The organism is Thalassospira sp. GB04J01, from assembly GCF_000751115.1.
Classification (GTDB): domain Bacteria; phylum Pseudomonadota; class Alphaproteobacteria; order Rhodospirillales; family Thalassospiraceae; genus Thalassospira; species Thalassospira lucentensis.
Genome location: NZ_CCDX020000018.1, coordinates 90,822 through 105,233, shown reverse-complemented (window position 1 = coordinate 105,233; position 14,412 = coordinate 90,822). Strand labels below are relative to the sequence as shown.

Genomic DNA, 14,412 nt, shown 5'->3' with positions numbered 1-14,412 from the left:
TCTGTCAGTCATTTTTAAATGAGCCAGCCAACGTATCCGCACTCGCCGGAAACCGGGGCCAACGCGGCATATCACGGCGGTCCAGTATCATCGCTGTTTTGGTTGCAGGCACTCCGGATGGCTTGGCCACCAGATGCAAGTCCGTACCGGCCTTCCATTTCGCAGCAATGATACTGGGGTTATCGGCACAAAATTCATTCAGCCGAGAAATCACCCTGTGCTGGGTTCTTACAGCTTCCGGGAACGTTTGAGCGGTCCAGAACCGTTTGCGCGGGCGGAAATATCCGACTTCATCAAGAAACGACACACCAAAATAGTGGCACGATTCAAGCGAATTATAAAACTGCCCATCAAAGACGAAGCTACCATCCCGTCGCATGGAATGTTTGAGACACCAGCTGAGCATCTTGTCGAGCTGGCCTGATGCAAAGTCCTGCTCGGACGGTGTCATATGCGGCCATCCGTGGCGAAACAGCTTTGCCACATCATAATTGTTATGGTTGTTAAACTGTCCCCGACTAAGCCAGCCCAGAGGATATTCCGCATCCCGACGGTCAAGGGTTGTACGGATGATATGGGGCCATTGCCGCACATTCCCCTTACGATAGGACACAATGTGAAACGTATAGCTCAAATCATCAAACCGGTGGATATCACCGTCGGATGAATACCACGGGCCCCAATAGCCGGTTTCAGGGTTCTGAATGTCATCCAGAAAATCGGTAAATGCCGCGATGTAAGCATCATCAAGTGCAATGCCCTGAACGTTTTCACGGGCAAAATTGCGTAATCGTGGCTTAAAGCACAGTTGAGCCAAACAGCACAGAACACTGCCCAGTTCATCACGCTGATTGCGACCGGTCGCGGCAACGTCCGAGATCAAAAGGCTTTCAAGATAGGTACGCATTTTAGGAATGGTTGAGACCGGCTCAAGAAAATGAAGCGGATATCGCGGCGCGCGCTTTTCCGAAGCAAGCTCATGCAGGCGCACAATGGTTGCATCAAATTTGTGATGGAATTCGGTATACTGCCAGCCCCACGACCCATCGATTTCCGATTGTCGTGCGACATAGCTTTGATCGGTTTCGTCAAAACTGCTTTCAAGTTTTTCAACAAGATCGTCCAAGCGTGGCCAATATGCCGTATAGCGCGCCAGCCATTTGGCATAGATGTAAAGCTGCTGGGACGCCAGCATGGTTCGGCTGTATTCGCTAAACCGGCGCAGAATTGCTGCCATAACACCAAGATGGTCGTTATATCGCTGTACCTTGTCGTGATAGGCGCGATCATACCGGGTGAAATCCCGTTCAATGACGCATCCATCTACAGTATTTGCCAAATGCAGAACTGACGACATATGTACCCCTGATGTGTTGCCGAGGGTGAAAGCCACTTTTCGTGTCGGTAACACCGATCTGCACGAACCACAGACGGCATTGGTTTAAATTCTCCGACAACCATGACAACTTTATGGTTGTCTTATGTTCAAGTCAAAACAGCTATTAAGTGTATAGCGGTTCTTCGTACCAAAGGCTACTCCTTTGGCGAAAGCCCCAATAAGACATGCTACCTAAGAATAAGATGGTGCGTGACGGGAAACTTAACAAACACCCACGCGATAAACATTATAGATCATATAGTTAGCGATGGTGTCGTGCCGTGTTCAGACAAAAAGAAAGGGCGCCCAATTGGGCGCCCGGCAATTAGATCATAAGAGATATGTCCAACTGTATAGGATGTTAGTACATCAGTATGCTGACTAATCCAGTGCCACACGGCGACGATCGCGTAGCGATGCGGCCGTTGCCCGGCCATCACCGGTTGGCTGGTAATAAACCGACATTTCCTTGAGCGCGGCACGGACCTTTGTCAGGGCTGTTTCATCGTCAACATTAAGGTCATAGGAATCAAAGCCGCAACGGTGCATATAAAGCACCTGATCGCGCAAAACGTCCCCAATGGCACGTAATTCGCCCTTAAAGCCCATGCGTTCGCGCAAAACGCGACCATAGGAATAACCACGCCCATCGGTATAAGCCGGGAAATTCACCGTAATGATCGAAAGGCGATCAAGGTCATCGGCCAGATCTTCGGGGGCGTCACCGGGATTAAGCTGAACCCCTAGTCCACCATTGCGACCGATCAGATCGTCGCGCTGTTCCTTAAATCGTGCCAACGGCACAATCAGGTTTTCATCGCTGGCCGGAAGGTCACCCTCGGCATCCACCGCAATCCATTCCTGTTCGATCACGCTGTCATTCTTAACGATCGCCATAAAGCACCTCCTTGAACGGGTCCGTGCCAACACGACGGTACGTGTCGATGAAGCGTTCGCCTACATCGCGGATATCAATATATTTGGTGACCAGACTTTCAATCGCATCAACCACTTCGGCCTCGGAGAAACCGGCACCAACAATTTTACCAATTGATGCGTTCTCGCTGGCGTCGCCACCAAGGGTAATCTGATAAAACTCTTTGCCACGTTTATCGAGGCCAAGAATACCAATGTGCCCGACATGGTGATGCCCACAGGCATTGATGCAGCCGGAAATCTTGATTTTCAGTTCGCCAATATCGTGCTGACGATCCAGATCACCAAAACGTTCGGAAATACGCTGTGACAGCGGGATCGAGCGCGCCGTTGCCAGCGCACAGTAATCAAGTCCCGGGCAGGCAATAATATCGGTCACATAGCCAAGGTTTGCCGTGCCGAGATTGGCCTTTTCAAGTTCCGTCCACAGTGCGAACAGATCAGCCTTTTTGACATGCGGCAGAACAAGGTTCTGTTCGTGGGTTACGCGCACATCCGAGAAGCTGTATTTTTCCGAAAGATCGGCAACCAATTCCATCTGGACGTCCGTTGCATCCCCCGGAATACCACCAATCGGTTTGAGCGACACACTGGCAATCGCATAACCAGGTTGTTTGTGTTCGATGACGTTCGAACGCACCCAGTTTGAAAAACCACGGCTTTCAGCCTTATGACGTTCAAAGTCGGCATCATCGTCAGACAGCGTCTCAAAGGCAGGTGGCGCGAACTGTTCGATGTACTGCGCAATTTCGTCGTCGCCAATACGAAGCGAACCGTCCTTGATCTGCGCCCATTCTTCTTCGACAAGGCGCTGAATTTCTTCGACACCTTCTTCATGAACAAGGATCTTGATGCGGGCCTTATATTTGTTGTCGCGACGGCCAAAGCGGTTGTAAACACGCAGGATGGCTTCGAGATAGGAGAACAAATCGTTCTTGCCGATGAAGTCACGCACAGTCTTGCCAACGAAAGGTGTGCGGCCAAGCCCCCCACCCACAATAACTTCAAACCCGGTTTCACCCGCATCATTCTGATGCATGCGAAGGCCGATATCATGCACCTTGACCGCCGCGCGGTCATTTGGAGAACCGGTCACGGCAATTTTGAATTTGCGCGGCAGATAGGTGAATTCAGGATGGAATGTCGACCACTGACGGATCAGTTCGCAATAAGGGCGCGGATCTTCGATTTCATCGGCCGCAGCACCAGCATACTGATCGGTCGTTGTATTCCGAATGCAGTTGCCCGATGTCTGGATGGCGTGCATCTCGACATTGGCAAGATCAAGCAGGGCATCGGGAATTTCGTCAAGCTTCGGCCAGTTATACTGAATATTCTGGCGCGTGGTGAAATGGCCATAGCCCTTGTCATATTTACGCGCAATGCCGCCAAGCTCACGCAACTGATCAGCGCGCAGCGTACCGTATGGGACGGCAACACGTAGCATGTAGGCGTGCAGTTGCAGATACACACCATTCATCAGACGCAACGGGCGGAACTGTTCTTCGGTGATGTCACCGGCCAGACGGCGCCTTACCTGTTCACGGAATTGTTCTGTGCGTTCCTCAACAAGTTGGCGGTCGAAATCGTCGTAACGATACATGGGGTCTCTCCTTATACCGCCTGATAACCAAGGTCTTCGCGCACACTTGGACCTTTGGTGCGCAGAACTTCACGGTATTTTGTCGGAACCAGTCCACCGTCGCCCTGTTCAACATCGATCAAATACGGCCCGACAATGACGACGTCGAGTTCAGGTGCGCTTGCCTCTTTAAGAAGAACAGCAGCAGCCTCTTTTCCATCGGCAACGCGGGAATCGTGGATATTTTCGCTCCAACCACCATCAGCAGTCAGAAACACCACCAGCCCGTCATCCAGACGGTTTGCCGTGACAACTTGCAGGGACATTCGGTTCTCTCAGCTTGTAAATCTCTCGGGTTTGGTCCTGCGGGCGGACCATTTCTGCATCAGAATTTGGCTGATTAACCCCTATTGGTCAAGTTTTTTTGTTAAATAGACTTAATAACACAATCTATTGTGTTTAATTAATCCACTCTTGACCGACGAACGTACTGGTTCTAGGTCAGGGCACTGACTGTTTCGCAGCAATAAAAAGCCGTCTTGGAAATGCCCCTTCACATCATCAAACTCAGCGTTGGAACCGAAACGCCAGAAGGTCTGCGCGAATGGCAGACATATTTTCAGGCGACTTACGGGCGGGTCTATCACACCACCCGCATGACACCGAAACGCAAGGCCGAGATTCTTGACGGCGGATCAATATATTGGGTTTTCAAAGGCGCAATACGCTGTCGGCAGGAGGTTCTTGACCTTGAAGAGTTTGTGAATGAAGAAGGCACGAAATATTGCCGGATCGTCCTTGACCCCGAACTGATCGAAACGCGCCCTTACCCCCACCGCGCATTTCAGGGATGGCGTTATCTGAAAGAGGACAAATGCCCGCCTGACGACAAACAGGGCGGCGGCACCGAGACCCTGCCCGATGACATGGCCGATGAATTGCGCGATCTTGGCCTGATCTGACATTTCCACGAAAACGTGGCTCATGCCACCGGGCCTGTTCCGTCCTCGTCAATGTCTTTTAAGGTCGCGGCAACTTCGTTCTTAAGCCAGCTTACAAAGGCCAGAACCCGTGGGCGCTTAAGATGATCTTCGGGATAGACAAGGTAATAGGCGCCATTTGACGCCACACTTTGCACGAAGGGTCGGACAAGGTTTCCAGCCTTAAGATCAAGGGCAGCCAAACTTGTTCTCGCCATGCCAAGCCCCTGCCCGATCAATGCCGCCTGAATGACCATATCACCGGAATTAAACCGCAACCCACGGCTAACATCGACGTCTGTGACGTCAACAGCATCAAGCCAGAATTCCCAGTCCGCGGCATGGGGATGGTCCATCACCACGGTTGCATCGTGCAGCAACTGATGCCCTGCAATGTCGGCTGGGGTATTCAACGGTGGATGCGCCGCCAGATATGCAGGGCTACACACCGGGAACGATTCATCGTGCATCAGCAATTCGCAATGCAGGTTTGGATATTCCCCGTTCCCAAAGCGTACCGCTAGATCAATACTTTCAGTATGTAGATCGACCAACCGATCATCGGCATGAATGCGTACATCAATATCGGGGTAAGCTTCGCGAAAATGCCCCAGACGCGGCACCAGCCATTTGACCGCAAAGCTTTGCAGCACACTGACCGTCACAACGCCTGCGTCCTCCACCGCCTTTAACCGTTCGATTTCATCAGCAATTTTGGAAAACCCAGCATTGGTCGCGCGCGACAGTCTGCCCCCTTCTTCGGTCAGATGAATTTGCCTTGGCAACCGATGAAACAACCGAAACCCAAGGTATTCTTCCAATTGCCTGACCTGCTGACTGATCGCGCCCTGGGTCACGAACAGTTCTTCGGCAGCACGGGTAAAGCTTAGATGGCGCGCCGCCGCATCAAAGGCGCGCAAAGATTGCAGTGGAGGTAAACGCATGAGGCCTTCCTGACAGGATATGAATTAGATTTTCTAATACATAACTGTAGAATTACTCGTTTGTCACGGCGATATTTTAAAGAGAATATGGCCACAACACGAAACAACGCATTAGCGAAATTACATCAAGGAGGTCGCAATGTCTTATACCCCACATCCGACCCAATGCCTGTCAGCATCCTGTGAAGTGTCTTCATCCACACAGCGTCGCGACACACCACATCAGGCAAACTGGTTGAAACAGATCAACAGTTTTGCCAATTTCTTCGCACTTGTGCTGCAACGGCGCGCACAACGCCGTGCTTTGATGCGCCTGAGCGATACAGCACTGGCAGATATTGGCCTTACCCGCACACAAGCAGAAGAAGAATATCGCAATTCTTTCCCCCTGCTGTAGGTGCCTACAAAAGGCGTTCACCCCACCATCCATCGCATTGCCCCTGTAGCATCCCGGCAAGAGTTTTGATGCCCCTTGCGCCATCCGCAATCATCGCGCACTCTTGTTACTGGAATTTATCCTTAAGCTGCAGGGGCATAGCGCGATGGCATCGGATGACAAATCCCAAAAAATAGACGAGACAAAATTGGACGACGGTGCTCCCGGCAAAGATGCTGGAAGCACCCTCCCATCAAGCATTGCTGCCCAGCTTTCAGGACAGCCGGAAACGGTCGACCTTCCACCTGACGTCAGCCTTGACCCGCAAGAACGCGCATCAAGAATGCCATCGAAACAGTATTTGCAACTGATCACGCCGCTGCACATTCAACTGTTGCGGCTTCAAAACTGGATCAAAGAGCAAAACGTCAAATCATTGATCATTTTTGAAGGTCGTGATGCCGCGGGTAAAGGCGGCACAATCAAGCGTTTTACCGAACATCTAAACCCGCGCGGTGCGCGGATTGTCGCATTGGCCAAACCCAACGATAGCGAAGTCACCCAATGGTATTTCCAGCGGTATATCGAACATCTGCCAAGTGGCGGCGAAATCGTTCTTTTTGACCGATCTTGGTATAACCGTGCGATGGTCGAACGGGTCATGGGGTTCTGTGACATGTTCGAAGTTACAGAGTTTCTGCGCTCTGCCCCGGACCTTGAACGCATGCTGATCCGGTCAAACATTCATATGACCAAATTTTACTTCTCGGTCAGTAAGAAAGAACAGGCCAAGCGGTTTAAGCAACGCAAAAATGACCCACTAAAACAATGGAAGCTCAGCCCGGTTGATTTGGCGTCTCAGGATCTTTGGGATGCGTACGCAGAAGCCAAACGCGACATGTTCTATCATACGTCAACCACAGATAGCCCGTGGGTGATTGTGAAATCCGACGACAAGAAACGCGCGCGGATTAACGCCATCAGATATTACCTGTCGGGTTTTGATTATCCGGGGAAGCGCCCCGAACTTTTGACCTATGATCGCCGGATCATCCACAACGTCGCCGAAGAGCTCGAAGAAGGGTGATTTCAGCACAAAACGATGTATTCGGTCAAAATCCTTCCAGATCGTGAAAACATTGTCCCGGTAACATTTGCGCTCATTGACATTACAAGCCTTGCCACCTTTACTTGCACCATCAAATATTTGGGAGGCAAACAATGGCTAAATGTGCATTTATCGGTTTAGGTGTCATGGGATATCCCATGGCCGGTCACCTGCAGAAAGCGGGCCACGACGTTACCGTCTATAACCGTACTGCGGCAAAAGCAGAAAAATGGGTTTCCGAATATGGTGGCGCATCGGCTGCCACCCCGGCAGAAGCAGCCAAAGGGGCCGAGTTCGTCTTTTCCTGTGTCGGCAATGATGATGACCTACGCAGTGTCACCACGGGCAGTGATGGCATTCTATCAACCATGGAAAGTGGTTCGATCCTGATCGATAACACCACCGCATCCGCAGATGTCGCCCGCGAACTTTATGCTGCGGCCAAGGAAAAAGGCGTTTCACTGATCGATGCACCGGTATCAGGTGGTCAGGCGGGTGCTGAAAACGGTGTTTTAACCGTTATGTGCGGGGGCGATCAGGCTGCATTTGACCGCGCAGCCCCGGTCATTGATGCCTTCGCCAAATCATGTAAATTGATGGGCGAAAGCGGTTCGGGTCAATTGACCAAAATGGTCAACCAGATTTGCATTGCGGGGCTTGTTCAGGGACTTTCCGAAGGGATTAATTTCGGCATCAAAGCCGGTCTTGATATGGAAAAAGTTCTTGATGTGATTTCCAAGGGTGCGGCAGGCAGCTGGCAAATGGAAAATCGCGGCAGCACCATGGTCGAGAACAAGTTTGATTTCGGCTTTGCGGTTGACTGGATGCGCAAGGACCTTGGTATTTGTCTTGAGGAATCCAAACACAATGGCGCCCGCCTGCCGGTGACGTCACTGGTCGATCAGTTCTATGCCCAAGTGCAGGAACGTGGCGGCCAGCGTTGGGATACGTCAAGCTTGATTGACCTGCTTTCACGCGGCTAACCGATCCAATCAGGCGCCAAACAAAAAACGCGGCCCTTGGGCCGCGTTTTTCTTTCTCCACAGAACCGTTTGCATGAACCTAAAGCCCGGCACGCAAAAGCGGCTCAACCTGATCCCGGTAATTGGCAAGCGGCCCATTACTGAAATAGCCGACAGCACATTCAAGGACCGAGTCCCTGAAAGCTTCGGCTGGCGTTTCATCGTCTTCATTTTCCGCATCAAGGTTTTCACGGCCAGCCTCTGCACCAAAACGATCAATTTTGATATCTCGTTCACAGGTTTGCGCTTCTATCGACGCCAATGATTGACGTGGATCACGACGACGGGATGGCAAGGCATGGGCAAGATCAACCTCGCGCTCAAATTCCTCAACATCTTTGCGGTGCACTTCGATATCAGGAATAACGCCATGTCCCTGAACAATGTGGTTTTCCGGGGTGGTATAATATCCAGTGGTGATTTTAAGACCACCGCCCGATGTCAGCGGCATAATACGCTGCATCGAGCCCTTGCCAAATGAACGCTCCCCAATGATTACGCCCCGCCCGTTTTCACGCAACGCAGCCGCCATCAATTCAGCCCCCGAAGCCGATCCACGGTCCAGCAAGATCACCATCGGCACACCGTCAAAGAAGTCCGAACGATCTGCTTCGTAGCGGCGTAATTTACGTTCGCCACGGCCTTCTGTCGCGACAATAAGACCCTTGTTCAGGAACTGATCGGCAATGTCGGCAGCACTATCAAGCAACCCACCGGGATTGCGGCGTAGATCAACAATGATCCCACGCGGGGACGCAATTTTATCTTCGAGCTGCGAAAGATAATCCTGCGTTTGTTCAAGCGTTGTCGCATCGAACCGTGAAACCCGGATGTACCCGATATCATTGTCAATTGTTCCAGCGGTCACCGATGGCACCTCGATCCGAGCCCGCTTTACCGTGACATCGAAACTGTCCTTGGTGCGCAAAATCGTTAAGGTCACGGGATCCCCGATCCTGCCACGCATGCGGCGCACGGCCTCAGATATCGGTTCGCCATTCATTTCATAACCGTCAATATGGGTAATACGGTCATCAGGTTGCAGCCCGGCACGCGCAGCCGGCGTGTCATCAATCGGTGAAACGATCCGAATGCGTTTATCGTCATCAAGCGAAATCACAATACCAACACCGGCAAAGCTGCCTTCTGTACTTTCTTGCAAACGGCGGAACATGTCATCGGTCATATAGGCGCTATGCGGATCGAGTTCATGCAAGCTGTCATCAAGGACAGCACCGACGATGCCTGTCGGCGACGTATCATCGACTTCCAGCCCATCAAGTGCGGCAATGCTATTTTGGACAAAGACCGGCGTATCAATGTTTTCGACATAGGTTTCAGAAAGAACCTGCAGCGCTTCGGTATAGAGCTTGTCGGCGCGGGCAAACTGATCTTCGGTGGCATTGACCGTCACATGATCGCGATACGCGTCAAGAAACACGCGCTCTTCATCGCTGGGCCATGCAGGTCCTGCACAGGCGACCAACCTTGTCCCGGCGAACGAAATCAGCACCGCAAACAAAATCGGTAATATTCCTTTGCGCAGCAACAGCCCACTCCTGTCTTTATCATCTGGTTTACGGATCGAAATCCGATTTCATACTTTCCAAGTCTAGCCTGCCTTTTTCAGATTGGCGAGCCCTCGACTTGCTTTATCGTCTGATTAGGGTCTGAGCCTAATATCGGATGCTTTTGCTCTCTTTGCCAGTGGCAACCGTTTTCCTACATTTGCGACCAATGTCTGAGACGCATTTTAATGCTTCTTTGCGAAACAGACTCGCTCTTGTGACTTTGCCCCGTTATGCTGCTTTCTAACAAACAAAGTTGGCGAAAAGCTGACTATTCCGAGCGGGCGGCTCACATCTCAGGGAGACGTCTTTTTTCATGACTGACTTTACGCCACCAATTCAGGATTTTCGTTTTCTAATCCACGACGTGATCGGGCTTGATACGATTGCAAACCTACCCGCTTTCGCGGAGGTCAGCCCCGATCTTGTCGATGCCATCCTTGAAGAAGCATCCAAGCTTGCGTCATCGGTCCTCGCACCTCTGAACCGCATCGGCGATCAGGAAGGTTCGAAACTTCTTGATGACGGCACTGTTCGCACGCCAACCGGATGGAAAGAAGCCTATGCACAGTTTTGTGAAGGTGGCTGGCAAGGTATTTCCGCGCCAAAGACCGAAGGCGGCATGGGCCTGCCAATTCTGCTCGGCGCCGCCGTTGCTGAGATGTGGCATGCTTCGAATATGGCCTTTGCACTGTGTCCGATGCTGACCGCAGGCGCGATTGAAGCCCTAACAATCCATGGTTCAGATCAGCAACGTGCACTTTATCTATCCCGGATGGTTAGCGGCCAATGGACAGGCACGATGAACCTGACAGAACCGCAAGCCGGGTCTGATCTTTCAAAAGTGCGCAGCCTTGCTATACCCAAGAATGACGACACATATGCTGTCACCGGCCAAAAAATCTTTATCACCTACGGCGATCACGAGATGACGGAAAATATAGTTCATCTCGTTTTGGCCAGAACACCTGACGCACCGGATGGTATCAAGGGCATATCGCTGTTTATCGTTCCAAAATTCCTTGTATCGGAAACCGGCGAAATTGGTCCACGCAACGATGTTTCATGCGTCTCGCTTGAACATAAACTCGGTATCCACGCTAGCCCGACAGCCGTTTTATCCTTTGGGGACCAGGGTGGTGCAATCGGATACCTTGTTGGAGAAGAAGGCAAAGGACTTGCCTGCATGTTCACCATGATGAACAACGCACGCTTGGCCGTTGGCCAGCAAGGTGTGGCAATTTCAGAACGCGCGTATCAGCACGCAGCTGATTACAGCCAACAACGCAAGCAAGGCAAAGCCCTCACAATCGACGGCGCCCCAATCATCCTGCATGGCGATGTGCAGCGCATGTTGATGCGTATGCGATCTTCCACCGAGGCGGCACGCGCGCTTTCGCTGTATGCAGCGACTCAACTTGACCTTGCTCATAGTCAGCCTGATGAGAACCAACGCGCGGCGGCACAGGCCCGCGCAGATCTTCTGATCCCGCTGGTCAAGGCATGGTCAACTGACCTTGGTGTCGAGAATGCATCACTTGGGGTGCAAGTTCATGGAGGCATGGGCTTTATCGAAGAAACCGGTGCCGCCCAACATTTACGGGATGCGCGCATTGCCCCGATTTATGAGGGCACCAATGGCATTCAGGCGCTTGACTTTATTGGCAGAAAAGTTTTGCGCGATCAGGCAAACGCATTAAACATCCTGATTACAGAGGCACATGATACCGTCAAAACAGCGCTTTCCGGTGATCAAAACGGCAAAGTACAAACTGCGGCGCGGCAAGTGCAAACCGCACTTGAACAACTTTCAGAAAGCACCAACATTGTTCTTGATCGCTGCAGCAGTGATGCGGCCATGGCCCAGGCTTTGGCATCACCATATTTACGTCAGGCCGCCCTTTGTGTTTCTGGCTGGTTAATGCTTCGCGCGTTGATGATTGCCAGCAGTTCCCCTGAGGTAACTGATTTCCTGTCAGGCAAGGTCAAATCCTGTCAATTCTTCTTTTCCCAACTCTTGCCGGAAGCGGCTTTCATGGCGGCTCAAATCGCTAATTGCAGCGAAAGCGAACTCCATGAACCCCAGCCACTATTTTGACAAACTCATTTCCCAGAATCAGCTACGCCATCGTTATTGCAAGATGACGATGGCGCGTTGGTTTCTACCCTGCCTGTTCATCCCTCTGAACAAACTGTCCGCGTCAATTGCCCGCATTCGGAAATTCCGTACGATTTGAAGGCATTTGTGAACAATTTCCTGTTTCGGTTTCTGATTGCTTGTCTATAATCCGCCCGATGAATCGCTTAACCCGATATATGCTAAAACAGCAGCTAATTTTGATGGTCTTTGTGACACTGGGGCTTCTCTGTGTCATTTGGCTGTCGCAAAGTCTGCGTTTTGTGGAAATGATTGTGAACCGGGGCCTATCCGTCTCGGTATTTTTGCAACTGACGTCTTTGCTACTGCCCAGTTTTCTGGCCATTATCCTGCCGATCTCGTTGTTTTTTGTTGTGGTGTTTACCTACAACAAACTTATTCAGGATCGTGAGCTGATTGTGATGCGCTCTGCGGGCCTAAGCCAATGGGCGCTTGTAAAGCCGACCTTGATGCTTGCGGTTATGACTGCTGGCTTTGGCTACTTCCTAACACTGTTTTATTTGCCTTACAGCTATCAACAGTTCAAGGAACTGCAATTCTCGATCCGCAATGATTTTTCATCGGTCCTGTTACAAGAAGGCAGCTTCACCGACCTTGATGGATTGACTGTCTATGTCCGTGAAGTGGGCCGTGATAACGAGCTTCTTGGCATCCTTGTCCATGACTCCCGCGATCCAGACAAACAAACAACAATGATGGCAAAGCATGGTGCGCTTGTTCGTACCGATGAAGGCCCCCGCATTGTCCTACTTGATGGTAACCGGCAGGAAGTAAACCCGGACGACGGCACCATGTCGATCCTGTATTTCGACCGCTATGCCGTAGATATTGCCCATAGTACAGAAGATCCGGCCTTGCGCTATCGCGAAGCGCGCGAACGCAATGTATTCAATCTTCTGACGGGTGTACCGCCAAACATTTCATTAAACGATATTGGCGCATTCCGTGCCGAAGGTCATGACCGTTTGATTTCGCCGCTTTATGCTATCGGGTTTGCCAGTATTGCGTTGGCTGTTCTCGTTTCGAGTAGTTTTTCGCGACGCGGGCAAAGCGGGCGCCTACTGGGCGCCATCGGGGTTATGGTTCTTAGTCAGGCTGTGGCCATTGCCATGAAAAACTTGGCAGCAAAGAACCCGGCACTTATTCCACTGATGTATGCCAACGCTCTGCTGCCAATTATTTTAGGGCTTTACTGGACATTCCGCGGACCACAAATTCGCGCCAGCCGCGCGGCCAGTGAAGAGGCCAAGGCATGAGAATATCTCCAACGCTGACGTGGTATTTTGGCAAACATGTTCTGCTTTCGATTTTGGCGATACTCGCCCTTCTGATTGGTTTGATCATGATTGGCGACAGCATCGAATTGCTGCGCCGTGCGGGTGGAAAGCCGGATGCAACAGTCAGTATCGTCTTCCAAATGGCAGCAAGCCGCATTCCGTTCATGACGGAAAAGGTTTTGCCGTTTGCGGTTTTATTTGGCTCAATGTTCTCGTTCTGGAAACTTACGGGCAATCAGGAACTTGTCGTCACCCGCGCAGCAGGTGTTTCTGCGTGGCAGTTCCTGCTACCGCCCTTTATGTGCGCACTGATCCTTGGTACGCTGCAGGTTGCAGCACTTAACCCGCTGTCATCGATATTGCTGCAGCGCTACGAGATGCTTGAGGCACGTTACCTTCAGAACAATGTCAACGTAATGAACTTGTCATCAAGTGGGCTTTGGTTGCGCCAAGGCACACAAGACGGCCAAGCCGTAATCTATGCCCGCGAAGTGCGCAGTCAGGAAGAGGACAAAATTGATCTGCGTAATGTGACTGTTTTCCGGTTTGAAAATTCCGATGACTTTACAACCCGCATGGATGCAAAACGTGCGGTGCTGAAACCTGGTACTTGGCATTTTTATGATGTCTGGACCTTTAACCCGGGGCAGGCCAGTACGTTTAGCAGTGAACTGATGCTGCCGACGAACCTTACGGCGCGCAAAATTCAGGATAGTTTTGCGTCACCTGAAACAATGTCGTTTTGGGATTTGAAACCGTTCATCAATTTGCTGGAACGTGCTGGCTTCAATGCCACCCGCCACCGAATTCATTTCCACAGCCTGCTCTCACGCCCCTTACTTTTATGTGCTATGGTCCTGATTGCAGCGGCCTTTTGCCTTAAATTTTCTCGACGGCGGCGTGTGTCTCTTGTTATCGGTGGGGGGGTTGCTACCGGCTTCATTCTGTATTTCTGTACGGATGTCATTTCGGCACTGGGTGTATCAGGCGGCATTCCACCAATTTTATCAGCATGGGCACCTGCGGGTATTTCTTTGTTGCTAGGGGTTTCAACATTGCTACATCTTGAGGATGGCTAGTTAA

The 14,412-nt window shown here is 51.3% G+C and carries 13 protein-coding genes; 7 read left to right on the top strand and 6 right to left on the bottom strand.

The features are described 5' to 3' along the window. Nucleotides 1-4 precede the first annotated feature (4 nt). From AMM48_RS19155 to AMM48_RS19140, 4 genes are all read right to left on the bottom strand, one after another. Nucleotides 5-1,357, bottom strand: a complete 1,353-nt coding sequence (locus AMM48_RS19155; protein WP_102785378.1) for a hypothetical protein — start codon at nucleotides 1,355-1,357, stop codon at nucleotides 5-7. A 402-nt stretch (nucleotides 1,358-1,759) separates the two neighbouring features. Beyond that, entirely contained in the window at nucleotides 1,760-2,275 is a 516-nt protein-coding gene (locus AMM48_RS19150; RefSeq protein ID WP_102785377.1) for a DUF934 domain-containing protein, read from the bottom strand. Next, a complete protein-coding gene (locus AMM48_RS19145) occupies nucleotides 2,262-3,917 on the bottom strand; it encodes a nitrite/sulfite reductase (RefSeq protein ID WP_102785376.1) in 1,656 nt (551 codons plus the stop codon). Before AMM48_RS19145 ends, AMM48_RS19150 begins: the two co-directional genes overlap by 14 nt. A gap of 11 nt (nucleotides 3,918-3,928) precedes the next feature. After that, nucleotides 3,929-4,222: a DUF2849 domain-containing protein gene (locus AMM48_RS19140; protein ID WP_022730287.1), complete on the bottom strand. Its 294-nt coding sequence runs from the start codon at nucleotides 4,220-4,222 to the stop codon at nucleotides 3,929-3,931. 219 nt (nucleotides 4,223-4,441) lie between these two features. Here AMM48_RS19140 and AMM48_RS19135 point away from each other — a divergent pair, with 219 nt between their 5' ends. After that, complete coding sequence (locus AMM48_RS19135) at nucleotides 4,442-4,858, top strand: DUF1489 domain-containing protein (RefSeq protein ID WP_022730286.1); 417 nt, start codon at nucleotides 4,442-4,444, stop codon at nucleotides 4,856-4,858. A 20-nt stretch (nucleotides 4,859-4,878) separates the two neighbouring features. Here AMM48_RS19135 and gcvA read toward each other — a convergent pair whose 3' ends face one another. Beyond that, nucleotides 4,879-5,820 (bottom strand): transcriptional regulator GcvA, encoded by a 942-nt coding sequence (gene gcvA / locus AMM48_RS19130; protein ID WP_102785375.1) that lies wholly within the window; start codon nucleotides 5,818-5,820, stop codon nucleotides 4,879-4,881. A gap of 139 nt (nucleotides 5,821-5,959) precedes the next feature. Here gcvA and AMM48_RS19125 point away from each other — a divergent pair, with 139 nt between their 5' ends. The 3 genes from AMM48_RS19125 (at nucleotide 5,960) to AMM48_RS19115 (ending at nucleotide 8,287) form a co-directional block, all read left to right on the top strand. Continuing rightward, nucleotides 5,960-6,217, top strand: a complete 258-nt coding sequence (locus AMM48_RS19125; protein WP_102785374.1) for a DUF1127 domain-containing protein — start codon at nucleotides 5,960-5,962, stop codon at nucleotides 6,215-6,217. 187 nt (nucleotides 6,218-6,404) lie between these two features. Continuing rightward, nucleotides 6,405-7,283, top strand: a complete 879-nt coding sequence (gene ppk2 / locus AMM48_RS19120; protein ID WP_244271312.1) for a polyphosphate kinase 2 — start codon at nucleotides 6,405-6,407, stop codon at nucleotides 7,281-7,283. Nucleotides 7,284-7,387: 104 nt separating this feature from the next. Further along, nucleotides 7,388-8,287: an NAD(P)-dependent oxidoreductase gene (locus tag AMM48_RS19115; RefSeq protein WP_279627501.1), complete on the top strand. Its 900-nt coding sequence runs from the start codon at nucleotides 7,388-7,390 to the stop codon at nucleotides 8,285-8,287. A gap of 79 nt (nucleotides 8,288-8,366) precedes the next feature. On the opposite strand, the gene AMM48_RS19110 is transcribed toward AMM48_RS19115, so the two are convergent. Then, nucleotides 8,367-9,875, bottom strand: coding sequence for a S41 family peptidase (locus AMM48_RS19110; RefSeq protein ID WP_244271311.1), 1,509 nt, complete (start codon nucleotides 9,873-9,875; stop codon nucleotides 8,367-8,369). Nucleotides 9,876-10,210: 335 nt separating this feature from the next. Between AMM48_RS19110 and AMM48_RS19105 the strand changes: the two genes are divergently transcribed. The 3 genes from AMM48_RS19105 (at nucleotide 10,211) to lptG (ending at nucleotide 14,408) form a co-directional block, all read left to right on the top strand. Then, complete coding sequence (locus AMM48_RS19105; RefSeq protein WP_102785372.1) at nucleotides 10,211-11,992, top strand: acyl-CoA dehydrogenase; 1,782 nt, start codon at nucleotides 10,211-10,213, stop codon at nucleotides 11,990-11,992. A 197-nt stretch (nucleotides 11,993-12,189) separates the two neighbouring features. Next, nucleotides 12,190-13,308, top strand: a complete 1,119-nt coding sequence (gene lptF, locus AMM48_RS19100) for an LPS export ABC transporter permease LptF (RefSeq protein WP_347876289.1) — start codon at nucleotides 12,190-12,192, stop codon at nucleotides 13,306-13,308. Then, complete coding sequence (gene lptG, locus AMM48_RS19095) at nucleotides 13,305-14,408, top strand: LPS export ABC transporter permease LptG (protein WP_102785370.1); 1,104 nt, start codon at nucleotides 13,305-13,307, stop codon at nucleotides 14,406-14,408. The genes lptF and lptG overlap by 4 nt, the downstream gene beginning before the upstream one ends. Nucleotides 14,409-14,412 lie beyond the last annotated feature (4 nt).